Source organism: Sphaerotilus sulfidivorans (assembly GCF_013426975.1).
Classification (GTDB): domain Bacteria; phylum Pseudomonadota; class Gammaproteobacteria; order Burkholderiales; family Burkholderiaceae_C; genus Sphaerotilus; species Sphaerotilus sulfidivorans.
On the sequence record NZ_JACCPY010000025.1, the window covers coordinates 18,890 to 43,682 of the forward strand.

Below are 24,793 nucleotides of genomic sequence, written 5' to 3' on the forward strand. Positions count from 1 at the left end.
CACGCATGAGTTCATTCCCCGGGGACGACCGTCCCCTCGTCACCATCCTGTTCCTGGCCTACCAGCAGTCTCAGTGGGCCCGGGCCTCGGCCGAGGCCTGCCTGGCCCAGACCGGCGGCCCCTACGAGATCATCCTGTCGGATGACCACTCGAGCGACGGCACTTTCGAGATCCTGCAGCGGGTCGCCGCTGACTACCGCGGCCCGCACCGGGTCGTCGTGCGGCAGTCGCCCCAGAACGTGGGCATCGGCCAGCACTACAACGATCTGGTGGCGCTGGCGCAGGGCGAGCTGCTGGTGACGATGGCCGCCGACGACTTCTCGGTCCCGGATCGGGTCGAGCGCCTGCTCGCGGCCTGGGAGTCTTCGGGCCGGCGTGCCGACCTGATCGCCTCGCATGTGATCGACATGGACACCGAGGGCGGGCTGCACGACATCATGCCGGTCGACGACCTGTCGCGCTGGCGCGGTCTGCAGACCTGGGCCGAGAAGCGCCCCTATGTGATCGGTGCCACGCATGCCTTCACGAAGCGCATGATGGAGCGCTTCGGCCCGCTGGACCCGGAGGTCTTCTACGAGGACCAGATCATGGCCTTCCGTGCGCTGGCCGGTGGCGGCGCGCTGACGGTGGATGCGGCGCTGGTGCACTACCGCCGCGGCGGCACCTCGCGCCGACCGACCTTCCAGGATCCGGACCAGATGAAGCGCTGGACACGCCGCCAGACGCTGCGCGAGCTGGCCGAGATGCGCCAGCTGCTCGGGGATGCCGAACGGCTGGGGCCGCAGGCCGTCGCGCTGGTCCGGCAGCATCTGGGCCTCAACCCCTACCGTTCGGACTACATGTTCCGGCTGGGCGAGGCGACGACCGCAGCCGAGCGCTGGGCGCTGGCACGCAGCTACCGCGAGCTGCCCTGGTGGTGGCGCACCCGCAAGGCGCTGCACCAGATCTTCCCGGGACCGACGGTGGCGATCAAGCGACTGCAGTCCCGCCTGCGCCGCAGGGACTGATCCTCCGGTCGCAGGCTCGCTCAGGCCGTCTCGGCCTCGACAGACCTGCAGGCCGGGGCCGGGGTCCTGGCACGATCCTCGGCCGCAGGCAAGCCGAGCATCGGCACGGTCAGGAACCAGGGCTCGAGCAGACTGACGCGGGGCCGATCGGCACGGCTCATGTCCTCGCGCTCCAGGGCCAGCCAGGGGCTGTAGGCCGGATCGCGCTCGAGCCGCACGCCCCAGCGCCGGCTCATGCACTCGACCTCCCGACGGAAACGCTCGGCCTTGGCCGGCGTGTCGTCCGCGCCACGCGAGACCGATTCATGGTGGTAGAGCTCGGCGTGCGGCGTCCAGACATTGCGCAGCCCCGCCTCGCGCAGCTTCAGGCACAGGTCGACATCGTTGAAGGCCACTGCCAGATGACGCTCGTCGAGTCCGCCGACCGCATCGAAATGGGCACGGCGCAGCACTAGGCAGGCGGCGGTGACCGCACTGAAGGACTGCAGCAGCATCGCCCGGCCCATGTAGCCGGCACAGTCGCGCGCGAGGAACTTGTGCGCATGCCCGGCAATGCCGCGCGGACCGAGCAGGATGACGCCGCCATGCTGCAGCCGGCCGTCGCCATAGAGCAGCCGCGCACCGACCGCGCCGACACCGTCCTGCGCGGCCAGCGCCACCATCTCGTCGAGCCACTCCGGCGTGATGACCTCGATGTCGTTGTTCAGCAGCACCAGGAATTCGCCGTCGGTGCGCCGGGCGGCCGCATTGTTCAGCGCCGAATAGTTGAAGGGCCGGTCGTCGCGCATCACTCGCACGCGGGCATCGCGACGCGTGAGGTCCGCGAGGTAGTCGAGCGTGGCCGGATCGTCCGAGCCATTGTCGATCACCAGGATCTCGTAGTTCGGGTAGGTGGTCAGCGCCAGCACGCTGTCGAGGCAGGTGCGCAGCAGCGCCAGCCCGTTGCGGGTAGGCACCAGGATGGAGACCCGCGGCGCCGGCTCCGGCCGCGACCAGATCACCCGGCAGCCGCCTCGTCCGTCATCGATCGCCTGTGCAGCCAGACCGCGCCGATCCAGATGCTCCTGGACCGCCCGGACACGCGCCCGGGCCGCGTAGGACTTGTGCGCGTCTCCCGTCGAGGTGCTGCCCTGATGCATGCGCCAGTGATAGAGGATGTGCGGAATGTGGACAACATCGCCGCCGTCCGGGCGCGGATCCAGCTCTTCCGTGCAGCGCAGCAGCAGGTCATGGTCCTGCGCGCCCTCGAAGCCCGCACGCAGACCGCCCAGCCGACGCACCCGCGCGGTGGCGATCATCGTGAAATGGCTCGGATAGTTCTGGCCGAGCAGCAGCTCAGGATTCCAGTCCGGCTTGAAGTAGGGCTCGCGGCGCACGCCGGCGGCATCGATCTTGTCCTCGTCCGAGTACAGCACCTGCGCCTGCGGCCAGTGACCGATCGCCTCGGCCATCAGCAGAAGTGCATGCTCGCGCAGCAGGTCGTCCTGATCGATCCAGCCGACATGGCTGCCGCGCACCAGCGCCAGCGCGGTGTTGCTGCAGGCGGAAATATGGCCGTTGGTCTCGCGCGCGACGACGCGGATGCGCGGATCGCGCCGCGCATGTTCGTGCAGGCGTGGCAGCACCCGGGCATCGGTGGAGGCATCGTCGGCGATGCACAGTTCCCAGTTCGGATAGAGCTGGCGACGCACCGAGGCGATGGCTTCGTCCAGCCAGCTCAGGTCCGGGTTGTAGACCGGCATGACCAGCGACAGCAGCGGCCGCGCCGGCAGCAGCTGCAGCCGGCGCTCGAGCGCCTCGAGGTTCTCGCCCTCGATCCGGTCGAACCGGTCGATCCACTCGGCATGCGACAGCGGCGCAGGCGGTCTGGCGACCCGCACCCGATGGCGGCGCTGCAGCCGCTCCCGGTTGAGCTGGCGCAGCCGCACCAGCATGCGGCGCCACAGCGGCGCCGCGCCACCCTGATTCTCTTGATGTTCTGTCATGGCTTTCCCCTGTCTGAGCATGTTGTCGGCTTCCGGACCGGAGCACGGCCCGTGCCGGCCGGCTCAGTCGGAAAGCGGGGCAGTCTGGCCCGGATTCGTTTCCAGACTTTGTGCGCGCACCATGTCGGCATAGACACCGCGCTGCGCGATCAGTCCCTCGTGCGTGCCCGACTCGACCACCCGGCCATCGCCGAACACGAAGATGCGATCCGCGCGCCGCACGGTGCTGAGCCGGTGCGCGATCAGGATGATCGTCTTCTGGCCGGACAGTTGCTCGATGCTTTGCTGAACGACCCGCTCGGATTCGGCATCCAGCGCCGAGGTGGCCTCGTCGAAGATCCACACCGCGCTGTCCTTGTAGAGCGCACGCGCGATGGCCAGGCGCTGACGCTGGCCGCCCGAGAGCCGGCTGCCGTTGACGCCGATGACGCTCTCCAGACCGTCGGGCTGCTGCTCGACGAAGCTCCACAGGTTGGCGGCCTTCAGGCAACTGATGACACGCGCGTCGTCGCGCGGCTGCGCGTAGGTGACGTTGGCGGCGATCGAGCCGTCGAACAGCACGATGTCCTGCGACACCACCGCGAAGTGGCGCCGCAGCGAGGGCCGGCGGATGTCCTGGATCGACACCCCGTCGATCAGCACATCGCCGCCGGTCGGCTGCACGAAGCCCAGCAGCGTGCTGACCATCGTGGTCTTGCCCGCCCCGGAGGCGCCGACGAAGGCCACCGTCTGGCCGGGGCGGATCGCCATCGACACGCCGTCGATCGCCGGGCGCGGGCTGTCGGGATAGCAGACCTCGAGCGCACGCACGTCGATGTCGCCGCGACAGGCCGGCAGGTCGCGCGAGCCCGGGTCGGGCTCCTCGGGCGCGTCGATCAGGTCGAAGGCGCCACGCAGCCCGATCAGGCTGTGAATGAAGGACTGCGACACGTCGGTGAGCTGCTTCAGCGGCGAGATCGTCATCAGGAGCGCGGTCAGGAAGGCGACGAAGTCGCCGACGCTGGCCTCGCCATTGCGCGCCTGCCACAGCGCCAGCGACAGGATGATCGACACCGCCAGCGCCGAGACGATCTGGGTCGCCGGCGTCAGCAGCGCGCTGCTGGCGATGCGCTTGACCATCAGCCGGCGCAGCGTCCAGGCCTCGGACTCGAAGCGGCCGCGCTCGAAGGCATGCGCATCGAAGGTGCGCACGATGCGCCAGGCCCGCGCGGCGTCGTCGACGATGTTGACCAGGCGCTGCTGCGACTCGTACTCCAGGCTGCCGACCGCGCTGACGCGCTTGTGCAGTCGCCGCACCACGACGATCATCAGCGGCACCGTCACCATCGCCAGGATGGTGAGCTGGAAGTTCAGGTACAGCAGATAGCCGAACAGGAACAGGAAGGTCGAGGACGCCCGCAGCAGCGTGTTGAAGTTGTTCGACAGCGTGGTGATCGAGCCCTGCGGGTCGTTGATCGTCTTGCTGACCGCCAGGCCCGGCGTCAGCCAGCCGAAGACCTTGGCATCGACCTTCAGCAGCGAGCCCATCAGGTCGCGGCGCACGTCGTAGACCACCCGCGAGGAGGCGTCGGCCATCAGGTAGGTGCCGGCGAAGGTGGTCAGGCCGCGCACCGCGAACAGCAGGATCACCACCACCGGCACCATCCAGATCGGGAAGCTGTCGGCCGCCTGGAAGCCGCTGTCGAGCAGCTTCTTGAACAGCGCCGGGATCAGCGGCTCGATCGCCGAGGTCATCAGCAGCGCGACGATCGCGGCGATGTAGCGGGCCTTGTGCTGCGCCACATAGGTGAGCAGCCGCCGGAGCGTGTCGCGATGGCTGGGCTGGGCGGGAGTCTCTGTGCTCATTCGTCTCGGTCGGTCGTCACATCAGGACGATGTCGTACTGCTCCGGGTTCATCGTCGCCTCCGCCTGCAGCGAGATCGGCTTGCCGATGAAGTCGCTCAGGCCGGCCAGGTGCGGGCTTTCCTCGTCGAGCAGCATCTCGATCACCGCCGGGCAGGCGATGACACGGAATTCCTTCGGATTGAACTGCCGCGCCTCGCGCAGGATCTCACGCAGGATGTCGTAGCAGACCGAGCGCGCGGTCTTGACCTGGCCGCGGCCGCCGCAGGTCGGGCACGGCTGGCACAGCATGTGCGCCAGCGACTCGCGGGTGCGCTTGCGGGTCATCTCGACCAGACCGAGCTGGGTGAAGCCGCTGACCGTGATCTTGGTGCGGTCGCGCGCGAGCTGCTTGCGCAGCTCCAGCAGCACCTGCTCCTGGTGGTCGGAGCGGGTCATGTCGATGAAGTCGATGATGATGATGCCGCCCAGATTGCGCAGCCGCAGCTGGCGCGCGATCGCCTGCGCGGCCTCGAGATTGGTCTTGAAGATGGTGTCGTCGAAGTTGCGCGCACCGACGAAGCCGCCGGTGTTCACATCGATGGTGGTCAGCGCCTCGGTCTGGTCGACCACCAGATAGCCGCCCGACTTCAGGTCGACCCGGCGCGCCAGCGCGCGCTCGATCTCCTGGTCGATGTTGTAGAGGTCGAAGATCGGCCGCTCGCCGCGGTAGTGCTGCAGCCGCCCGACCGCGCCGGGCGTGTAGAGCTGGCCAAACTCGCGCAGCAGGTCGTACTGCATGCGCGAGTCGATGCGGATCGAGCCGGTGCGGTCATCGACCAGATCGCGCAGCACCCGCTGCACCAGGCTCAGGTCCTCGAACAGCAGCGAGCCCGGCGGCGACTTCAGCGCCCGCTCGCGGATCAGCGCCCAGGTCTTGCGCAGGTAGGCGATGTCGTCGCCCAGCTCGGCGTCGGACGCATCCTCGGCATTGGTGCGCAGGATGAAGCCCCCGCCGCCGCCGGTCTCGCGGTTGCCCACCAGCGCGGTCATGCGCTGGCGCAGCTGGTCGCGCAGCTCGTGCGAGCCGATCTTCTGCGAGATGCCGATGTGGTCGTCCTGCGGCAGATGCACCAGCAGCCGCCCGGCGATGCTGATCTGGGTCGACAGCCGCGCGCCCTTGGTGCCGATCGGGTCCTTGATGACCTGCACCACCAGCGTCTGGCCTTCATAGACCAGCTTCTCGATCGGCGGCAGCGTCGTGCCCTCGCCGTGGTGGCCTCGGGCCGTCTGGCCGTTGATCTGCACATCGGCGACATGCAGGAAGGCGGCACGCTCCAGGCCGATGTCGATGAACGCGCTCTGCATGCCGGGCAGCACGCGCGCGACGCGGCCGGCATAGATGTTGCCGACCAGGCCGCGCTCGAGCGTGCGCTCGACATGCAGTTCCTGGATGGCTCCGTTCTCGACGATGGCCACGCGCGTCTCCTGCGGCGACCAGTTCACCAGAATGTCATGCATCAGCATCGGTGGGGCTTTCTGTCTGTGTTGTGGCGGCGCTGCCCGGATCAGGCCCGATCAGGATCAGACCGTGGCGCCGGCCTCCCGCAGCAGGCCCGCGGTCTCGAACAGGGGCAGGCCCATGATGCCCGAATAGCTGCCGGCGATGTGCTCGATCCAGGCGGCCGCGCCGCTCTGGATCGCATAGGCGCCGGCCTTGCCCATCGGCTCGCCGGAGGCCACATAGGCGGCGATGCGCTCGGGGCCGATCGGCGCGAAGCGCACCGTCGAGCGGCTCAGGCGCAGCAGCGGCGCGCGCGCGTCCGGCAGCGGCCAGGCCAGCGCGACCGCGGTCAGCACCTGGTGCTCGCGGCCCGACAGCGCCGTCAGCATCTCGCGGGCCTCGGCGGCGTCGGCCGGCTTGCCCAGGATGCGTCCGTCCAGCGCCACGGTGGTGTCGGCGCACAGGATGGGCAGCGGCGCCAGCGCGCGCCGGGCCAGCCGCAGCCGCGCGGCCTCCAGCTTGGCCAGCGTGACCCGCTGGACATAGTCGAGCGCCGCCTCGTCCGGCAGCACGGCCTCGAGCGCCTCGGCATCCTCGTCGTCACCGGGCAGCAGCAGCTCGTGGCGCACGCCGATCTGGTCGAGCAGCTGGCGCCGGCGCGGGCTCTGCGAGGCAAGGTGGATCCGGAAGGTCATCGAAGGCGACTCGGGCTCATTCACGGTGATAGGGATGGCCGGCGTTGACCGACCAGGCGCGGTAGAGCGCCTCGGCCAGCATCACCCGCACGAAGGCATGCGGCAGCGTCAGGTCCGACAGGCGCACGCGCTCGTCGGCGTCCTCGCGCAGCGCCGGATCGAGCCCGTCGGGCCCGCCGATCAGCAGCGCGACATCCCGCCCGTCGTGCTGCCAGGCCTGCAGCCGCTCGGCCAGCGCGACGGTGCTCAGCCGGGTGCCGCGCTCGTCGAGCACCACCCGGCGCACGCCACGCGGCAGCGCGGCCTCGATGCGCGCGCGCTCGGCCGCCATCAGCGCCTCCACCGGCTTGCCGGTGGTGCGCGGCTCGGTCTTGACGGCCTTGAGCTCCAGCCGGCAGTCCGGCGGGAAGCGCTTGGCATAGTCGTCGTAGGCCGTCTCGGCCCAGGCCGGCATGCGCTGGCCGACCGCGACGATCGTCAGCTTCACGGCGCGGACCGGGCGTCAGCCGCGCTTGGGCGCCGCGCGCTTGCGGGCAGCGGGTGCGGCGGCCTTGCGCTCGGGCGCATTGATGACGACGGTCTGGATCTTCGGCGTGGACTTGCGGGCGGCCGTCTTGCGCGGGGCGGCGGTCTTGCGGGCGGCCGGCGCGCCTTCCGTGGCGGAGGCCGCACGCGGAGCGCGCTTGGCAGCCGGCTTGACCGGCTTGGCCACCGCTTCGGCAGCGGAGGAGCCGCGCTTGCGCGCGGCCGCCTTGCGGGCCGGCACGTCGACGCCGGCCTGTTCGCCCTCGCCGTCGTCCTCGTCGGCCGGTCCTTCCGAGGCCTTGGCCAGACCCTTGCGCTGGCTGGCCAGCTTCATGCGCACCGCCTTGCCGCCCCAGATCTCCTCGAGGTGGTAGTACTGCCGGATGGCCGGCTGCATGATGTGGACGACGGCCGAGCCACAGTCGACGATGATCCACTCGCCGTTGTCCTCGCCCTCCATGCTCAGGATCTCGCCACCGATGCCCTTGACCTCGTCGCGCACGCCGGCGGCGAGGGCCTTGGTCTGGCGGTTGCTCGTGCCCGAGGCGATCACCACCCGCTCGAAGAGCGGCGAGAGATGCTCGGTGTTGAAGACCACGATGTCCTGGGCCTTGACGCCCTCGAGGCCATCGACGATGGCGCGTTGCAGCTTGCGGATGTCCATTAGATCCGTTCTTGTTCCGTGTTCGGGGGGTGGGGATGGTACAGGCCGTGGCGTTCAATATAGCCTGCCACCGCCGGCGCCACCATCCGGGGCGCCAGGCTGGACGCCGGCTCGCCTGCAGCCAGCCGCGTCCTCAGTTCGGTCGACGACACCGTCATCGGCATCATCGCCAGCGGCACGACCCGCGCGCCGGCCTCGGCCAGCGCCACGGGCATCTGCACCGCGTCGCCGGCCCGGCCGGCCACCGCCAGAACGACCCGCCCGAGCAGATCGCGCCAGCCGTGCCAGGTGGCGAAGTTGGCCAGCTGGTCCTGTCCGATGATCAGGAACCAGTCGGCCGGCTCGCCCGGATGCCGCTGCCCGTCGCGCCGCTGCAGCTCGGCGACGGTGTCGAGCGTGTAGCTCGGTCCGTCGCGTTCGATCTCGCAGCGCTCGAGCACGAAGGCGGGATTGTCGCCGATCGCGAGCCCGACCATCGCGGCGCGATGCGCCGCCGGGGCCATCTGTCGGGTTTTCTGCCACGCCCGACCCACCGGAATCCAGCGCAGCTCGTCCAGACCGAGCTGCGCCAGCGCCGCGTCGGCCAGTTCGCGGTGCGCCAGGTGGACCGGATCGAAGCTGCCGCCGAACAGGCCGATGCGGCGCACCCGCCGCCCGGCCCGGAGCGACTCAAAGGCCATCGGTGCCGGATGCTTCGGCGGCTTCGGCTTCGGCGAGCCAGTCGCGTGGACGCAGGAAGTCGGTGGCCAGGCGCGCCTCGGGCGTGCCGGGCTCCGGCGCCCAGCGGTAGCGCCAGCTCACGTTCGGCGGCATCGACATCAGGATGGATTCGGTGCGCCCGCCCGACTGCAGACCGAACAGCGTGCCCCGGTCCCAGACCAGGTTGAACTCGACGTAGCGACCACGCCGGTAGGCCTGGAAGTCGCGTTCGCGCTCGCCGTACGGGGTGTCGCGGCGGCGCTGCGCGATCGGCAGCCAGCCCTTGAGCAGCGCGTCGCCCACATCCTTCAGCATCGCGAAGCTGCCCTGCGCGCCCAGCGCCGAGAAGTCGTCGAAGAAGATGCCGCCGATGCCGCGCGGCTCGTCGCGGTGCTTCAGGAAGAAGTACTCGTCGCACCAGGCCTTGAAGCGCGGGTACAGCGCCGGATCGTGCGGATCGAGCGCGTCGCGGCAGGCGCGGTGGAAATGCACCGCGTCTTCCTCGAAGCCGTAGTAGGGCGTGAGGTCCATGCCGCCGCCGAACCAGCGCACCGTCTGCCCGGCCGCCGGGCCCTCGGTCGGCGTGGCCGAGAGCATGCGCACGTTCATGTGCACCGTCGGCACATAGGGGTTGCGCGGGTGGAAGACCAGCGACACGCCCATCGCCTCGAAGGGCGCGCCGGCCAGCTCCGGCCGGTGCTGCGTGGCCGAGGGCGGCAGGGCCGGCCCGCGCACCTGCGAGAAGGCGCAGCCGCCACGCTCGAGCAGCGCGCCGCCCTCGATCAGCCGGGTGATGCCCGCGCCCTCGAGCCGACCGCCGGGCGGGCGCTCCCAGGCGTCCGTCAGGAAGGGCGTGCCGTCCTCGGCGCCCACCGCATCGCAGATCGACTGCTGCAGGCCCAGCAGCCAGCCGCGCACCGCCTCGTTCGACAGCGGCTGCTCGTCGGGCATGGCCATGTCAGGCGCTGCCGCCGCGCTTGATCGCGCGGTAGCCGATGTCGTTGCGGTACTGCATGCCATCGAACTGGATCGACTGCACGCCGATGTAGGCGCGCTGCTGCGCGGTGCGCACCGAGTCGCCCAGCGCCGTCACGCACAGCACCCGGCCACCGCTGGTGACGACGGTGCCGTTCGGGCCGGTGGCGGTGCCGGCATGGAAGACCTTGCAGTCCTCGGTCTCGGCCGGCAGGCCGCGCAGCGTGTCGCCCTTCTTCGGGTCGAGCGGATAGCCACCGGCGGCCATCACCACGCCCAGCGCGACGCGGCGGTCCCAGTCCAGCGTGACCTGGTCGAGCGTGCCGTCGGTGGCATGCAGCAGCACCTCGAGCAGGTCGCTCTTCAGGCGCATCATGATCGGCTGCGTCTCCGGGTCGCCCATGCGGGTGTTGAACTCCAGCGTCTTCACGCCGCCGGCGGGGTCGATCATCAGGCCGGCGTACAGGAAGCCGGTGAAGGGCATGCCGTCGCGGCGCATGCCCTCGACCGTCGGGCGGATGATCTCCTGGATCACCTTGGCATGGATGTTGGGCGTGACCACCGGCGCGGGCGAGTAGGCGCCCATGCCGCCGGTGTTTGGACCCTGGTCGGCATCCTGCAGCCGCTTGTGGTCCTGGCTGGTGGCCAGCGCGAGGATGTTGCGGCCGTCCACCATGACGATGAAGCTGGCCTCCTCGCCCTGCAGGAACTCCTCGATGACCACCCGGGCGCCGGCGTCGTTGTGCTGCACGCCGAGCTTGTTGTCGAGCAGCATCCAGTCGACCGCCTCATGGGCCTCGGCCAGCGTCATCGCCACGACCACGCCCTTGCCGGCGGCCAGGCCATCGGCCTTGACGACGATCGGCGCGCCGAGCTTGTCCACATAGGCGTGTGCGGCGGCGGCATCGCTGAAGGTCTCGTAGGCGGCGGTCGGGATCCTGTGCCGCTTCATGAAGTCCTTGGCGAAGGCCTTGGAACTCTCGAGCTGCGCGGCCGCCTTCGAAGGGCCGAAGATGCGCAGGCCGCGCGCGCGGAAGGCGTCGACCACGCCCAGCGCCAGCGTCGCCTCGGGGCCGACCACCGTCAGGCCGATCTTCTCGGATTCGGCGAAGTCGGCCAGCGCGCCCACATCGTTGCCGATCGGCACGTTGACGATGCGCTGGTCCAGGGCGGTGCCGCCGTTGCCCGGCGCCACATAGACCTTGTGGACCCGGGGGGACTGCGCCAGCTTCCAGGCCAGGGCATGCTCGCGGCCGCCGCCGCCAATAACCAGTACTTTCATAGACATCCGAAATCAGTCGAGGTAGTTTGCCACAGCGATCGGCAGCACCGGAGGCTGCCAGCGGTAGTCGTCCGAGAGCGCATCGCGCGCGGAATCCGCGCCCGGCAGCGTGATGCCCAGCCGGGGCAGCAGCAGATCGGCCAGCCAGTCGGCCCGCACCGGGCGCTGCTCAAGGGCCTGCGCATCGGGGGTCGGAACGTGGTCGGATTGCCACAGCAGCAGGGGAATGCGGTAGCCGGCCGGCGTCATCGGGCTGTGGCCGGCATGGTTGCGGTCATGGCCGACATCCTGGCCATGGTCGGACACCGCCAGCCAGAGCTTGTGGGTCGGCTCATCGCCCGGCACGGCCTGGAGCTGCTTGAGCAGCGCCGCCAGCACCCCGTCGTGATAGCGCAGTGCGGTGTCGTATTCGGTGCGGAAACGCCGGATCCACGGCCAGCGGCCCTGCGCGACCATCGCCGCGGAGACCGCATCGTCGGCGGAGCCGGTCTCGGGCTGGCCTTCCGGGTAGCGGTAGCGGTAATGCGGATGGGCGCCCAGCAGATGCACCACGATCAGCTTCAGCGGCGCCGGATCGGCCAGCGCGCGGTCGACCTGCGGCAGCAGCTCGCCGTCGAGCGTGCGCGCCGAGCGGCCCGGCACCCGGTTGATGTAGACCTGCTCGTCGGCCAGACCGCCATGGCGGGTGCGGATCGCCAGATCATCATGGTTGCTGATCCAGTGGATGCGGTAGCCGGCCGCACGCGCCAGCGCCAGCAGGTCCTGGCGGCTGCCGTCGGCGGCGGTCGGCCGCAGCATCGCGTCGAGCGCCGGCACGGTCGAGGCCGCCACCGACCAGGCATGGCGCATCACCAGCAGCTCATGGCGATGACGCTCCAGCGCCGGCGTGGTGGCCCGCGCATAGCCGTACAGGCCGAGGTTGTCGCGGTTGATGCTCTCGGTGATCACCAGCATCGCGACATGGCGCTGGGTCGCCGGCCCCGCCACGCCGGACCGGGTCGCGCGGTCGATCCAGCCCTGGTGCTCGAGCGCGGCGTCGCGCAGCGCCGCCCGGGTGCCGGCCAGCTGCGCCGGCCACTGCGGCCAGAAGGCCAGCGGATGCATGTCGCGCCACGGCCCGCTGGCGGTGGCGCCCAGCGCCAGCAGCACCGGCAGCAGCGCCTGCGGCCAGCTCAGCCCCCAGGACAGGCCGCGATCGTCCGGACCGGGATCGCGGGCCAGGACCTCGCGGGCGATGCGGTCCAGCACCGTCAGCGCCGCCAGCACCAGCAGACTGGCCAGCGCCACCGGCACCACATGCTGCTCCAGGTATTGCAGCGCCTCGTCGCCGTGGGTGTTGGCCAGCGAGGTCAGCACCAGCGAGCTGTCCGGCGCCGCACCATAGCTGAAATGCAGGAAGCCGCGCACCGCCGCATCGACGACGAAGGGCACGGTCCACAGCAGGAAGGCGGGCCGGCGCAGCGCCGGCCGAATGATGCGCAAGGACAGCAGCCACCATCCGGGCAGGAACAGCACTGCCATCTTGGCCGCCCCCAGCAGCGGCTGGCCCGGCAGACCCAGCAACAGCACCAGCACCGAGCCCAGCAGCAGCCAGCCCGCACGCGCCGCACGTCGCGGCCGCTCGACCGCCATCGCGGCGGCCGCCGACATTTCCATTGCCATCGCCTGTCCCCTCGCACCGCGCCTGGACCGCACCCGCAGAGGCGCGCGGCCCGGGCTCGAGCTTGTCGTGTCGTATCGTGTCTTGTTCTGTCTGGTTCCGCGCTCCGGGCCTGAAGCCCGGGGTTCAGAGCACCGCGTTGTGGAACACGTCCTGCACGTCGTCCAGATCCTCGATGACATCGAGCAGCTTCTGCATGCGCGCGGCATCGTCGCCGGCCAGCTCGACCGGGTTGTCGGCGCGCATCGTCACCTCGGCGATCTCGGCCTGCAGGCCGGCGGCCGTCAGCGCGTCGCGCACCGCCTCGAAGTCGGTCGGCGCGGTCAGCACCTCGATCGAGCCGTCGTCGCCGACGACCACATCGTCGGCACCGGCCTCCAGCGCCACCTCCATCACCTTGTCCTCGCTGGTGCCGGGCGCGAAGACGATCTGGCCGCAGTGCTTGAACTGGAAGGCCACCGAGCCTTCGGTGCCCAGGTTGCCGCCGTACTTGCTGAAGGCGTGGCGCACCTCGGCCACCGTGCGCACCCGGTTGTCGGTCATCGTGTCGACGATGATGGCCGCGCCGCCGATGCCGTAGCCCTCGTAGCGGATTTCCTCGTAGGTCACGCCATCGAGGTTGCCGGTGGCCTTGTCGACATTGCGCTTGATGTTGTCGGCCGGCATGTTGGCGGCCTTGGCCTTCTCGATGGCCAGGCGCAGGCGCGGATTCATCGCGATGTCGCCGCCGCCCTCGCGGGCCGCGACGATGATCTCGCGGGTGATGCGGGTCCAGACCTTGCCGCGCTTTTCGTCCTGACGACCCTTGCGGTGCTGGATGTTCGCCCACTTGGAATGACCGGCCATGGATGGATGCTCCTGTAACTGTTGTTCAGCTGAGTTCGGTGGGGCGCCATTCTACTTTTCGGCGGCAGACCGGCCGGCGCTGCTGACCGCCAGGTGCCGACCACGAACCCACTGACACCGCCCGGACGACCGTTCGCGCCCGTGGATCACCGTTCGTCGCATCGCGGCTGCGCGGCGGCGCCGGACAGCGAACCATGACGCCATCGTCAACGCCTTCCGGGAGAGGCCCTCCATGTCGCGCCGCCCTCTGTTCCTGCTCCTTGCCGCCATCAAGCTCAGCGTGCTCGTCGCCATGACCGCACCGGCCGTTTCGGCCATGTCGACCGACGGGGCGCCGGCCGGCCCCCAGATCGTCGCCACCGCAGCCCTGCCGGCGACAGACTTCGACCAGGCCGACGCCACCTTCCGCCGCGCCAGCGACGGCGACCGCGCAGCCATCGCACCAGCGCTGGCGCAGTTCACCGCACTGCTGCAGGCCCGCCCCGGCGATCCCCGGCTGATGGCCTATGCCGGTGCGGCCACCGCGATGCAGGCGCGCACCACCTGGCTGCCGTGGAAGAAGATCGGCCATGCCGAGGACGGTCTGGCGCTGATCGACAAGGCGCTGGCACGGCTGACGCCAGCACACGACGCGGAACGGCATCACGGCGTGCCGGTGGCGCTGGAGACGCGGCTCACCGCCGCCGCCACCTTCCTGGCGCTGCCGGCGATGTTCCACCGCGGCGAGCGCGGCCGGCGCCTGCTCGAGCAGGTTCAGCGCGACCCGGCGCTGGCGGCGACGCCGGCGGCCTTCCGCGAGGCGGTGCAGCGCCTGGCCGCGAAGGAGGCCGCATGAACGCCCTGAAGACCCCGCCGGTGATCGAGCTGCAGGGCGTGCACAAGACCTACCGGCTCGGCGCGCACACGGTGCCGGCGCTGCGCGGCGTCGACCTGGCGGTGCGGCCGGGTGAGCTGGTGGCGCTGACCGGCCCGTCGGGCAGCGGCAAGAGCACGATCCTGAACATCGCCGGCCTGATCGACCGCGCCGACGCCGGCACGGTGCGGCTGCGCGGCCAGACGGTCGACGCCGGCGACGAGGCCGCCGCGACCGCACTGCGCCGCGACGCCATCGGCTTCATCTTCCAGGGCTTCAACCTGGTGCCGGTGATGACGGTGGCCGACAACGTCGACTACCCGCTGTTCCTGGCCGGGGTGCCGGCGGCCGAGCGGCGCGCGCGCGTCGCCGCGGCGCTCGACGCGGTGGGCCTGCGCGAGCACGCCGGCCACCGCCCCGACGCGCTCTCCGGCGGCCAGCGCCAGCGGGTGGCCATCGCCCGCGCGCTGATCAAGCGCCCGGGTCTGGTCATCGCCGACGAGCCGACCGCCAGCCTCGACTCGGCCACGGCCACCCAGATGCTCGACCTGATGCGCGAGCTCGGCCACCGCGACGGCGCCGCCTTCCTGATCGCCACGCACGACGAGCGGCTGACGCGCCGCTGCGACCGCGTCATCGCGCTGCGCGACGGCGTGATCGCCACCACGGACACGGAGATGCCCGCATGACGGCCCTGTCGACTCCCCTGCTCGCCTGGGCGCGCTTCGCCTGGCTCAACACGCGGCGCAACCGGCGCCGCTCGCTGGTCACGGTGGCGATCGCCGCGCTCGGCACCGCGGCGATTCTGCTGGCCGGCGGCTTTGCGCTCTCGACCTACCAGGGCCTGGCCGAGGCCTCGGCACGCACCACCGGCCACCTGGTGCTGGCACGCACGGCGCAGTTCGACGGCTTCGAGGACACGCCGCTGCAGCACGGCCTGACGGATGCGCAGGCGCTGCGCCAGCGGCTGCTGGCCGACCCGGCGGTGCGCCAGGTGCTGCCGCGCGTCGAGTTCGGCGGGCTGATCAGCAACGGCGACAAGTCGGTGATCATGATGGGCGTCGGCATCGAGCCGGACGCCGAGTTCGCGGTCAAGGGCCCCTTCCTGACGGTGGAGGCCGGGCGCGAGCTGGCCGGCACCGAGCGCGGCGCGGTGATGCTCGGCGCCGGGCTGGCGCGCAACCTGAAGGCGCTGCCGGGCGCGTCGCTGACGCTGCTGGCCGGCACGACCGAAGGCGCGATGAACGCGCTCGACGTCACGGTGGTCGGCATCGTCTCCACCGGCGTGCCCGAGATCGACCAGCGCCTGGTCTACACCGACGTCGCCACCGCGCAGCGCCTGCTGGTGACCGACCGGGTGTCGAGCCTGGGGATTTTCCTGGACCGCATGGAGGCGACGCTGCCGGCGCGCGCGCGGCTCGGCGCGAGCCTGCCCGACCTGACGCTGCGCACCTGGGAGGAACAGGCGCCCTTCTACCGCAGCGTGCGCGAACTCTACAACCGCATCTTCGGCGCGCTCGGGCTGATCATCGGCGTGATCGTCGTCGTCGTGGTCGCCAACGCGATGGCGATGTCGGTGATCGAGCGCACCCGGGAGATCGGCACGCTGCGCGCGCTGGGCACGCGGCCGGGTCAGCTGCTGCAGACGCTGGCGATGGAGGGGCTGCTTCTGGGCGCCGCCGGCGGCGCGATCGGCGCGGCGATCACGGTGGCGGTGTCGGTGGCGCTGCAGCTCTTCCCGGTGATGATGCCGCCGCCGCCCGGGCGCTCGATCGGCAATCCCCTGCTGATCACGCTGGACGCCGGGCTGATGCTGGCCACGCTCGGGCTGGTGACGGTGCTGGTGGTGCTGGCCTCCGCGCTGGTGGCGCGACGCACGGTGCGTCTGCCGGTGGTCGCCGCGCTGGGACATGTCTGAGGAACAGATCATGAACAAGCTCTTCTCGCTGCGGCCGCTGCGGCTGGCCGCCCTCTGCGCCGCTGCCGCCCTCTCCGCGCCCACCGGGGCCGCGGACCCCAGCCCCGACGTCGCCCGCCTGCTCGCCGACGCCGACCGCTTCCGCATGACCGACGACAACCTCGTCGTCGAGACGCGCGTCACCACCACGTCGCCCGACAAGGAGCGGCTCTACACCGTCTATGCGCAGAGCGGCCGGCGCTCGCTGGTCGTCATGCGCTCGCCGGCCGAGCAGGGCCAGAAGGTGCTGATGCTGGGCGACGACTTCTGGCTCCTGATGCCGGGCACGCAGCGGCCGATGCGCATCACGCCGATGCAGAAGCTGCTGGGCGACGCCTCGACCGGCGACATCGCCACGCTGCGCTGGTCGCAGGACTACGCCGCGACGCTGGTCGGCGCCGAGCCCTGCGCCGAGGGCGCAGCGCCCTCGGAACCGGCACCGGCAGCGGCCGCCTGCTGGCACCTGAGCCTGGCGGCGCAGCGCAAGGGCGTCAGCTACGCGCGCATCGAGCTGTGGATCGGCCGCACGCACCACGAGCCGGTGCGCGCCGACCTGTACGTGCAGTCGGACAAGCTGGCCAAGCAGGCGCGCTTCATCGCCGACCGGCCCGAGCGGCCGACCCGCATCGACGTGATGGAGCTGAGCGACCAGCTCGGCAACGGCCGGCGCACCCGCATCGAGTACCTGTCGCGCCAGGTGCGCCGCGTGCCGGAGTCCTGGCTGAACCCGATGGCGCTGGTGCGCAACCCGACGCTGGAGTGAGCCCGATGACACCGATCGCGCCCCTGCTGGCGATGGCCATGGCCATGGCGGCGCCCCCGGTGGCCCGCGCCGACGAGGCGGCGCCGTCCTCCACCTCGACCCGCTTCGCGCTCTCGGGCGAGCTGCAGCTGGCGCGCGAGTTCCAGCAGCCGGCCACCACCGGCGCCTGGGCCGAGGCGCGGGCGCGCTGGCCCGGGCGCATCGCCGCGCCGCGCCACCGCAGCAGCGCGCAGGTCCAGCTGCGCGCCGACGCCCGCCGTGCGCTCGACGCGCAGACCGGCCTGGGCCTGCATCTGGACGCCCAGAGCGCGCTGCAGCGCACCGACGGCGACGCGCAGATCGCCACACCGGGCCGCGTCAACGAGCTCTACGCCCACCTCGACCTCGCCGACTGGCAGCTCGCCGCCGGCCGGCGCATCGTCGCCTGGGACGTCGGCCAGGCCTTCCGGCCGAACGACGTGGTGCAGCGCGAGGAACGCCGCCCGCTGCTGCCGACCACGCCGCAGGGCCGCGCGGTGCTGCAGGCCGAGCAGGTCGATGCCGACAGCGCCACCAGCCTGGTCGCGGTCGAGCCGCAGCGCGAGGCGGCCGAGCGCGCGCTGGCGCTGCGCCATTTCCGCCGCCTGGGCGCGTTGGATGCCTATCTGCACGCCGACTGGCGCCAGGACCGCCACGCCGGCCTCGGCGCCGCGCTGGCCTGGGTCGCCAGCGACGCGGTGGCGCTGCATGCCTCGACACGCTGGCAGCCGCACCAGGCGCGCCACCAGACGCTGGCCGGTCTGAGCTGGACCGGCGGTCCGGACCTGACGCTGCTGGCCGAGGCCTGGCATGACGGCACGGCCACGAGCCGCCCCGCGCAGCGCAACCTCTACCTGCGCGCCAGCCTGAAGAGCGGCGCCTGGGAGCCCTCGCTCGATCTGCTCTGGCAGCAGCGCGACGGCGGACGCAGCCTCGGCGCCGGCCTGCGCTGGAGCGGCGACCGCTGGCGGGTGGATGCCGCGTGGCGCCGCCTCGGCGGCCCCCAGGCTGCGGCGATGCGTCAGGGCCCGCTGCGCCAGAGCGGCGCGATCGCGGCGACACTGGCGTTCTGATGACAAGCCCACAAGCCCTGCCCTCGCCCCAGCCGCTGCACCATGGCATGGCCCGCCGCGTGCTGTGGACGATCGGCGCCTGCGTGCTGATCGCCCTGTTCCTGATGACGATGCTCGGTCACCCGCTCGGCCCCGGGCTGGTGTATTCGCTCTCGATCGGCCTGAGCTGCTGGGCGCTGATCGATGTCGGCCGGCTGCTGGTGGCACGCTGGCGCCTGGCGCGCAACCCCGGCGACATGCCGGCCGCGCAGGGCTGGCCGGGCTGGGGCTGGATGGGCACGCTGATCGTCTTCGGCTCGCTGGTCGGCTATCTGGGCGGCGGTCGCCTCGGCGCCTGGCTGAACGGCCACGCGCCCGGACAGCTCGACCCTCTGCACGAGGCGGCCGGCATCAGCATCGCGCCGATGCTGATGGTCACGCTGACCGTCGGCCTGGTGCTGACCGCCTTCCAGTCGCTGCAGAGCCGCCGGCTGCTGGCCGAGGCCGAGGCCGAGGCGGTGCGCCGCCTGGCCGCCGAGACCCGCCTGAAGCTGCTGGAAAGCCAGCTCGAGCCGCACATGCTCTTCAACACCCTGGCCAATCTGCGGGTGCTGGTCGATCTGGACCCGCCGCGCGCGGGCGTGATGCTCGATCACCTGATCGATTTCCTGCGCGCCACGCTGCAGGGCTCGCGGGTGGCCGAGCATGCGCTGGCCGACGAGTTCGACCGGCTGCGCGACTATCTGGCGCTGATGCAGGTGCGCATGGGCGAGCGGCTGGAGAGCCGCTTCGAGCTGCCGCCCGAACTGGCCGCGCTGCCGGTGCCGGCGCTGCTGCTGCAGCCGCTGGTCGAGAACGCGATCCGCCACGGCCTGGAGCCCTGCGTCGACGGCGGCCGGCTGACGGTGCGCGCTGCGCAGTTCGACGGACGGCTGCGCCTGACGGTGCACGACACCGGCGTCGGCCTGGACGGCGCACCGGGTGCGGGGACGCAGGCCATGCCGCCGGGCACCGGCTTCGGCCTCGACCAGGTGCGCGAGCGGCTGCGCACGCTGCACGGCGATCAGGCGCAGTTCACGCTGCAGTCGGGACCTGAGGGCACGCAGGCCTGCGTCGAGCTGCCGATGCCCGCCGCCCTTTCAAGTTCGAACCCAGGAGAACCGGCCCGATGAACCCCGACCTGGACGCCAGCGCGCTGATCGCCGAGGACGAGCCGCTGCTGGCCGCGCACCTGCGCCACGCGCTGCAGCAGGCGTGGCCGGCGCTGCGCATCGTCGGCCTGGCCGCCAACGGCGTGCAGGCGCTCGAGCGCACGCTGGCGCTGCGGCCGCAGATCGTGTTTCTCGACATCCGCATGCCCGGCCTGGACGGGCTGGAGGTCGCCCGCGCGCTGGCCGAGGACTGGCCGGAGGCCGACGCGGCCGGCTTCCCGCTGCTGGTCTTCGTGACCGCCTACGACCAGCACGCGGTGCAGGCCTTCGAGCTGCAGGCGGCCGACTATCTGCTCAAGCCGGTGCAGCCGGCGCGGCTGGCCCGCTGCCTGGAGCGACTGCAGACGCAGCTGCAGGCCCAGCAGGAGCCGCGCCCGGACGCCGCGCCGCCATTCGAGGACCTGGTGGGCCGGCTGCAGCAGCTGATGCAGGCCGCCGAGCCGGCCGCGCGGCGCCCGTCCGAGCGGCTGGAGGTGATCGCCGCGCAGCAGGGCGCGGTCACCGAGATGGTGCCGGTCGACGACGTCATCTACTTCGAGGCCGCCGACAAGTACCTGCGGGTGGTCACCGCACGGCGCGAGCACCTGATCCGGCTGTCGCTGCGGGAACTGCTCGGCCAGCTCGACGAGCAGCGCTTCTGGCAGATCCACCGCGGCACGGTGGTGCAGGCACGCTGCATCGCCCGCGCGGTGCGCGACGAGCAGGGCCGCACCACGCTGGAGCTGCGCGACCGGCCCGAGCGGCTGGCGGTCAGCCGGGTGTTCGCGGGGCGCTTCCGGGGGCTTTGACCCCAAGGCGCCGAATCAGCCCAGCATCTCCAGCAGCGTGCGCGCCACCACCTTCGTGGCGCGGCGCAGGTCATCGAGCACCAGATGCTCGTCGGCGCGCTTGGCGTTGGACTCGCGCACGGTGCGGGGGCCGGCGCCGTAGATCACCGCCGGAATGCCCTGCGCGCAGTACAGCCGCACATCGGTGTAGAGCGGCGTGCCCGACACCGGAATCGCCTCGCCGAAGACCTCGGCGCCGTGGCGGCAGATCGCCTCGACCAGCGGCCGGTTGCCCGGCAGCGGCTTGAGCGACTCGGCCAGCAGCAGGCGGCGGATGTCGACGCTCACGCCCGGCCGGCTGGCAGCGGCCTCGGTGATGAGGCGGCGGATCCCGGCCTCGACCTGCACCGGATCCTCCTCGGGAATCATCCGGCGGTCGATCTTCATCACCACCTTGCCCGGAATGACGTTGGTGTTGGTGCCGCCCTGGATCCAGCCGACGTTGATGTAGGGATGGCTGATGCCAGGCACCTGCGAGCGGATCTCGGCGCGGTAGCGCGTGTTCTCGGCGTAGAGCGCGTTCATGATCGCCACCGCACCCTGCAGCGCGTCGACGCCGCTGTCGGGAATCGCGGCATGCGCCATCACGCCGTGCACCGTCACCTCCAGCTGCAGGCAGCCGTTGTGCGCGGTGATGACCTCGTGGCCGAAGCCGGCGGCGATCAGGTAGTCGGGCTTCGTCAGGCCTTGTCCGAGCAGCCAGCCGGGGCCCAGCTCGCCGCCGAACTCCTCGTCGTAGGTGAAATGCAGCTCGATGCCGCCCTTCAGAGGAACGCCGGCGGACCGTAGCGCCTCCACCGCGCGGGTGGCGAAGGTGAAGGTGGCGAAGTCGCTCTTGCTGACCGCAGCGGCGCGGCCGTAGAGCCGGCCGTCGACGATCTCGCCGCCGTAGGGGTCGTGCGTCCAGCCCTCGCCGGGCGGCACCACGTCGCCGTGGGCGTTGAGCGCGATGACCGGGCCGCCCGCGTCATAGGCGCGGCGCACGATCAGGTTGGTGATCGACTCCAGGCCGTAGTCACGGACTTCCTGCTGCGGCACGGCGTGCTTCTCGGCGTCGAAGCCGAAGCCGGCGAGCAGCTCGGCGGTGCGCTCAGCGTGCGGGGCGTTGTTGCCGGGCGGGGTGTCGGTGGGCACCTGCACCAGCGCCTGCAGGAAGCGCACCTCGTCGTCGAAATGGGCGTCGATCCAGGCATCGAGCTGGGCGAAACGGTCGGAGTGGCTGGGGGTCGTGGTCATGCGGAGTGCTCCCGGTTCAGTTGTTCGAGCAGGTCGGCGAAGGCGCGCACGGCCAGTTCGGTGTCGTCGTTGGTGGTGGATTCGAGCGGGTTGTGGCTGATGCCGGCGTTCAGGCCGCGCACGAAGAGCATGGCCTGCGGCATCACCTCATGCAGCTTCATCGCGTCATGGCCGGCGCCGCTGGGCAGGCGGTGCACCGGCAGGCCGGTCGCGGCGACGGCCCGCTCCCAGCGCGTCTGCCACGCCGGATCGCTCGGCGCGGCCGAGGCGCGCATCGTTTCGTCCAGCGTCACCGACACGCCGCGCCGCTGGCAGATCGCGGCCAGCTCGGTGCGCACGTCGTGCAGGCAGGCGTCGCGCGCCGCGTCGGTCGTGGCGCGGATGTCCAGGCTGAAGCGGCAGCGGCCGGGCACGACGTTGATCGAGCCGTTCGGCACCTCCAGGATGCCGACCGTGCCGACCACATGCGGCACCGAAGCCGCGCGCCGCTCGACGAACAGCGCCAGCTCGGCCACCGCCAGCGCGGCATCGCGGCGGCGGCCCATCGGCGTCGTGCCCGCATGGCTGGCCATGCCGCTGATTTCGCCGACGAAGCGCACGCTGCCGTTGATCGAGGTGACCACGCCCAGCGGCAGGTCCAGCTCCGCGAGCACCGGCCCCTGTTCGATGTGGACCTCGACGAAGCCGAGGTACTTCGCCGGGTCGCGCGCCAGCGCAGGGATGTCGTCGATGCACAGCCCGGCGTGCTGCATCGCGGCGCGCATCGTCACGCCGTCGGCGTCCACCTGGTCGAGCCAGGCCGGATCGAACTGCCCGACCAGCGCGCCCGAGCCGAGGAAGGTCGCCTTGTAGCGCTGGCCCTCCTCCTCCGCGAAGCCGACGACCTCGATGCCGAAGGGCAGCCGGCGCCCGGCGCGGTGCAGTTCGGCCACCACCGCCATCGGCACGAGGATGCCCAGGCGCCCGTCGTACTTGCCGCCATTGCGCACGGTGTCGTAATGGCTGCCGGTGAGCAGCCGCGGCGCGGCGCGGTCGCTGCCGTGGTAGACACCGACGACATTGCCGACCGCGTCGATCTCGACCTCGTCGAAGCCGCAGTCGGCCTTCATCCAGTGGCTCAGGCGCTGGGCGCAGGCACGGTGGGCGTCGGTCAGGTAGGTGACGGTCAGCTCGCCGCGCTCGGCGTAGCCGGGGTCGCTGTGCTGCGCGAGCCGCTCGGCCCAGTCCCAGACGCGGTTGCCCAGATCGGGGGACACGCCGAACTTGTCGTTCAGCCGGATCTCGGCGATGCGGTGGATGTTGCGCAGGCACTCCTCGCGCTCGAAGTCCACCGGGTTGCCCAGGCGGCGGGCGAAGGTGGCGATGATCTCGTGCCGCCCCAGCCCGAGGCCGCGCGGCCCGCGCACGGCCAGGATGAAGGGGAAGCCGAACTTCGCGTTGTAGTCGGCGTTGAGCTGCTGCAGCCGGGCGAATTCCTCGGGCGTGCAGTCGGTCAGGCCGGCCTTGCCCTGCTCGTTCGTCGATTCAGCGGTGAGCGTCTTCGACACCATCGCCTTGCCGGCCAGCTCCGGGTGGGCGCGGATCAGCGCGAGCTGCGGCTCCAGCCCCGCGTCTCGCACGACGGTGACGAGAGCGTGTTTCAGCCCGGCCAGGCTCGTGAACGGCCGCAGCGCGGCGGCGCGTTCGGCGATCCACGGCGAGTGCTCGTAGGTGCCGTCCAGCAGCGCCACGAACTCGGCGGGCGTGGCGGCGTTGAGCTGTTCGATCGTCAACGGCATGGTGCTCATTCCCAGACGAAGGCGGTGTCGGCGTTGAAGGGATGCACCTGCTGCCAGTGGCGGGCGATGTCGATGCGGCGGCAGACCCAGACGCGGTCATGCGCCTGCACATGGTCGAGGAAACGCTGCAGCGCCCGCATCCGGCCCGGGCGTCCGAGCAGGCGGCAGTGCATGCCGATGCTCATCATCGAGGGCCGCTCGTCCCCTTCGGCGTAATGCACGTCGAAGGCATCGCGCAGGTACTGGAAGAACTCGTCGCCGTGGCTGTAGCCCTGCGGCAGCGCGAAGCGCATGTCGTTGCAGTCGAGCGTGTACGGGACGACGAGGTGCGGCGCCAGCGCGCCGTCGGTCTTCCTCACCTGCAGCCAGAACGGCAGGTCGTCGCCGTAGTAGTCGCTGTCGTAGGCGAAACCGCCGTGGTCGGCGACGAGGCGGCGCGTGTTGGGGCTGTCGCGGCCGGTGTACCAGCCGGCTGCGCGCTCGCCGGTCAGCCGCTCGATGATCGCCATCGCCTCGGCCAGGTGGGCGCGCTCGGTGGCCTCGTCGACATTCTGGTAGTGGATCCACTTCAGGCCGTGGCAGGCGATCTCGTGGCCCAGCTCGCGGAAGGCGGCCGTCACCTCGGGCGAGCGCTGCAGCGCCGTCGACACGCCGAAGATGGTCAGCGGCAGGCCGCGGCGCTCGAACTCGCGCAGGATGCGCCAGACGCCGACGCGGCTGCCGTATTCGTAGATGCCCTCCATCGACAGATGGCGGGCCGGGTAGCTGGCCGGGTTGAACATCTCGGACAGAAACTGCTCGCTGCCGGCATCGCCGTGCAGCACCGAGTTCTCGCCGCCCTCCTCGAAGTTCAGCACGAACTGCACCGCCACCCGCGCCTGCCCCGGCCACAGCGCCTGGGGCGGATTGCGGCCGTGGCCTCTCAGGTCGCGGGGATAGCGGACAGGCTGCGGATCGGTCATGGCATCGGCTCGCGGCAAGGAGAGAAGATTGACGTGTATCTCGAAGTGTATACACTTTCCCTCATCCTGCAATTCCTGCGCAGCCCCCTCCCCCTCGACGACGAAAGGACCTCCATGGGACGCCTCAGCACCCATGTGCTCGACACGATGCACGGCAGCCCGGCGGCCGGCATGGCGGTACGCCTGGAACGCATCGGCGACCAGGGCACCGAACTGGTGCAATCGATCGTGCTCAACGACGACGGCCGCAACCCGGACGGCCCGCTGCTGGGCCCCGGCCCCCTGCCGACGGGCCGCTACCGGCTGACCTTCTCGGTCGCCAGCTATTTCCGTGCCCGCGGCGTCGTGCTGCCCGAGCCGGCCTTTCTCGACGAGGTGCCGATCGAGTTCGGCATCGCCGAGCCCGAGGGCCATTACCATGTGCCGCTGCTGGTCAGCCCTTGGGCCTACTCGACCTACCGAGGCTCCTGAG

23 protein-coding genes are annotated in these 24,793 nt (G+C 71.2%); 9 read left to right on the top strand and 14 right to left on the bottom strand.

Going from position 1 to position 24,793, the window contains the following annotated elements; genetic code table 11:
* Window positions 1–5: 5 nt before the first annotated feature.
* Complete coding sequence (locus tag HZU84_RS14215) at window positions 6–1,007, top strand: glycosyltransferase family 2 protein (RefSeq protein WP_149503727.1); 1,002 nt, start codon at window positions 6–8, stop codon at window positions 1,005–1,007.
* A 20-nt stretch (window positions 1,008–1,027) separates the two neighbouring features.
* Here the strand turns inward: HZU84_RS14215 and HZU84_RS14220 are convergent, their stop codons facing one another.
* The 11 genes from HZU84_RS14220 to HZU84_RS14270 form a co-directional block, all read right to left on the bottom strand.
* Window positions 1,028–2,992, bottom strand: a complete 1,965-nt coding sequence (locus HZU84_RS14220) for a glycosyltransferase family 2 protein (RefSeq protein ID WP_244954273.1) — start codon at window positions 2,990–2,992, stop codon at window positions 1,028–1,030.
* 63 nt (window positions 2,993–3,055) lie between these two features.
* Window positions 3,056–4,837, bottom strand: a complete 1,782-nt coding sequence (locus HZU84_RS14225; RefSeq protein WP_149503728.1) for an ABC transporter ATP-binding protein — start codon at window positions 4,835–4,837, stop codon at window positions 3,056–3,058.
* Between the two features lie 16 nt (window positions 4,838–4,853).
* On the bottom strand, window positions 4,854–6,338 hold the full coding sequence (rng, locus tag HZU84_RS14230; RefSeq protein ID WP_149505254.1) for a ribonuclease G: 1,485 nt from the start codon (window positions 6,336–6,338) through the stop codon (window positions 4,854–4,856).
* 60 nt (window positions 6,339–6,398) lie between these two features.
* Entirely contained in the window at window positions 6,399–7,013 is a 615-nt protein-coding gene (locus tag HZU84_RS14235; RefSeq protein ID WP_149503729.1) for a Maf family protein, read from the bottom strand.
* 16 nt (window positions 7,014–7,029) lie between these two features.
* Window positions 7,030–7,500: a 23S rRNA (pseudouridine(1915)-N(3))-methyltransferase RlmH gene (gene rlmH / locus HZU84_RS14240; RefSeq protein WP_037478939.1), complete on the bottom strand. Its 471-nt coding sequence runs from the start codon at window positions 7,498–7,500 to the stop codon at window positions 7,030–7,032.
* Between the two features lie 15 nt (window positions 7,501–7,515).
* Window positions 7,516–8,202 (bottom strand): ribosome silencing factor, encoded by a 687-nt coding sequence (gene rsfS, locus HZU84_RS14245; protein WP_149503730.1) that lies wholly within the window; start codon window positions 8,200–8,202, stop codon window positions 7,516–7,518.
* A complete protein-coding gene (nadD, locus tag HZU84_RS14250; RefSeq protein WP_149503731.1) occupies window positions 8,202–8,882 on the bottom strand; it encodes a nicotinate (nicotinamide) nucleotide adenylyltransferase in 681 nt (226 codons plus the stop codon). Before nadD ends, rsfS begins: the two co-directional genes overlap by 1 nt.
* Window positions 8,872–9,858 carry an oxygen-dependent coproporphyrinogen oxidase gene (gene hemF / locus HZU84_RS14255; protein ID WP_149503732.1) on the bottom strand — a complete coding sequence of 329 codons (987 nt, stop codon included), beginning with the start codon at window positions 9,856–9,858 and terminating at the stop codon, window positions 8,872–8,874. The genes nadD and hemF overlap by 11 nt, the downstream gene beginning before the upstream one ends.
* Window position 9,859: 1 nt before the next feature.
* The gene (gene purD / locus HZU84_RS14260) at window positions 9,860–11,158 is read right to left on the bottom strand and encodes a phosphoribosylamine--glycine ligase (protein WP_149505255.1); all 1,299 of its coding nucleotides are present in this window, start codon (window positions 11,156–11,158) and stop codon (window positions 9,860–9,862) included.
* 12 nt (window positions 11,159–11,170) lie between these two features.
* Window positions 11,171–12,814 carry a phosphoethanolamine transferase gene (locus HZU84_RS14265; RefSeq protein ID WP_180692969.1) on the bottom strand — a complete coding sequence of 548 codons (1,644 nt, stop codon included), beginning with the start codon at window positions 12,812–12,814 and terminating at the stop codon, window positions 11,171–11,173.
* Between the two features lie 130 nt (window positions 12,815–12,944).
* On the bottom strand, window positions 12,945–13,664 hold the full coding sequence (locus HZU84_RS14270; RefSeq protein WP_149503734.1) for a YebC/PmpR family DNA-binding transcriptional regulator: 720 nt from the start codon (window positions 13,662–13,664) through the stop codon (window positions 12,945–12,947).
* 232 nt (window positions 13,665–13,896) lie between these two features.
* On the opposite strand from HZU84_RS14270, the gene HZU84_RS14275 reads away from it, so the two are divergent.
* From HZU84_RS14275 to HZU84_RS14305, 7 genes are read left to right on the top strand one after another with little or no spacing between them, the layout of a single operon-like run.
* The gene (locus tag HZU84_RS14275) at window positions 13,897–14,499 is read left to right on the top strand and encodes a hypothetical protein (RefSeq protein ID WP_149503735.1); all 603 of its coding nucleotides are present in this window, start codon (window positions 13,897–13,899) and stop codon (window positions 14,497–14,499) included.
* Window positions 14,496–15,206: an ABC transporter ATP-binding protein gene (locus tag HZU84_RS14280; RefSeq protein ID WP_219340954.1), complete on the top strand. Its 711-nt coding sequence runs from the start codon at window positions 14,496–14,498 to the stop codon at window positions 15,204–15,206. Before HZU84_RS14275 ends, HZU84_RS14280 begins: the two co-directional genes overlap by 4 nt.
* The gene (locus HZU84_RS14285) at window positions 15,203–16,435 is read left to right on the top strand and encodes an ABC transporter permease (protein ID WP_149503736.1); all 1,233 of its coding nucleotides are present in this window, start codon (window positions 15,203–15,205) and stop codon (window positions 16,433–16,435) included. Before HZU84_RS14280 ends, HZU84_RS14285 begins: the two co-directional genes overlap by 4 nt.
* A 10-nt stretch (window positions 16,436–16,445) precedes the next feature.
* On the top strand, window positions 16,446–17,237 hold the full coding sequence (locus HZU84_RS14290) for an outer membrane lipoprotein-sorting protein (protein ID WP_149503737.1): 792 nt from the start codon (window positions 16,446–16,448) through the stop codon (window positions 17,235–17,237).
* Window positions 17,238–17,242: 5 nt separating this feature from the next.
* Window positions 17,243–18,328 carry a hypothetical protein gene (locus HZU84_RS14295; RefSeq protein ID WP_149503738.1) on the top strand — a complete coding sequence of 362 codons (1,086 nt, stop codon included), beginning with the start codon at window positions 17,243–17,245 and terminating at the stop codon, window positions 18,326–18,328.
* Entirely contained in the window at window positions 18,328–19,479 is a 1,152-nt protein-coding gene (locus HZU84_RS14300) for a sensor histidine kinase (RefSeq protein ID WP_149503739.1), read from the top strand. Before HZU84_RS14295 ends, HZU84_RS14300 begins: the two co-directional genes overlap by 1 nt.
* Window positions 19,476–20,306, top strand: coding sequence for a LytR/AlgR family response regulator transcription factor (locus tag HZU84_RS14305; protein WP_244954274.1), 831 nt, complete (start codon window positions 19,476–19,478; stop codon window positions 20,304–20,306). Before HZU84_RS14300 ends, HZU84_RS14305 begins: the two co-directional genes overlap by 4 nt.
* Before the next feature lie 15 nt (window positions 20,307–20,321).
* Here the strand turns inward: HZU84_RS14305 and HZU84_RS14310 are convergent, their stop codons facing one another.
* The 3 genes from HZU84_RS14310 to puuE are packed head-to-tail and all read right to left on the bottom strand — an operon-like array spanning window position 20,322 to window position 24,321.
* Entirely contained in the window at window positions 20,322–21,581 is a 1,260-nt protein-coding gene (locus HZU84_RS14310; protein ID WP_149503740.1) for a M20 family metallopeptidase, read from the bottom strand.
* On the bottom strand, window positions 21,578–23,359 hold the full coding sequence (gene uraD / locus HZU84_RS14315) for a 2-oxo-4-hydroxy-4-carboxy-5-ureidoimidazoline decarboxylase (protein WP_149503741.1): 1,782 nt from the start codon (window positions 23,357–23,359) through the stop codon (window positions 21,578–21,580). The genes HZU84_RS14310 and uraD overlap by 4 nt, the downstream gene beginning before the upstream one ends.
* 5 nt (window positions 23,360–23,364) lie before the next feature.
* The gene (gene puuE, locus HZU84_RS14320) at window positions 23,365–24,321 is read right to left on the bottom strand and encodes an allantoinase PuuE (protein WP_149503742.1); all 957 of its coding nucleotides are present in this window, start codon (window positions 24,319–24,321) and stop codon (window positions 23,365–23,367) included.
* 114 nt (window positions 24,322–24,435) lie between these two features.
* Between puuE and uraH the strand changes: the two genes are divergently transcribed.
* On the top strand, window positions 24,436–24,792 hold the full coding sequence (uraH, locus tag HZU84_RS14325; protein WP_149503743.1) for a hydroxyisourate hydrolase: 357 nt from the start codon (window positions 24,436–24,438) through the stop codon (window positions 24,790–24,792).
* Window position 24,793: the final 1 nt, after the last annotated feature.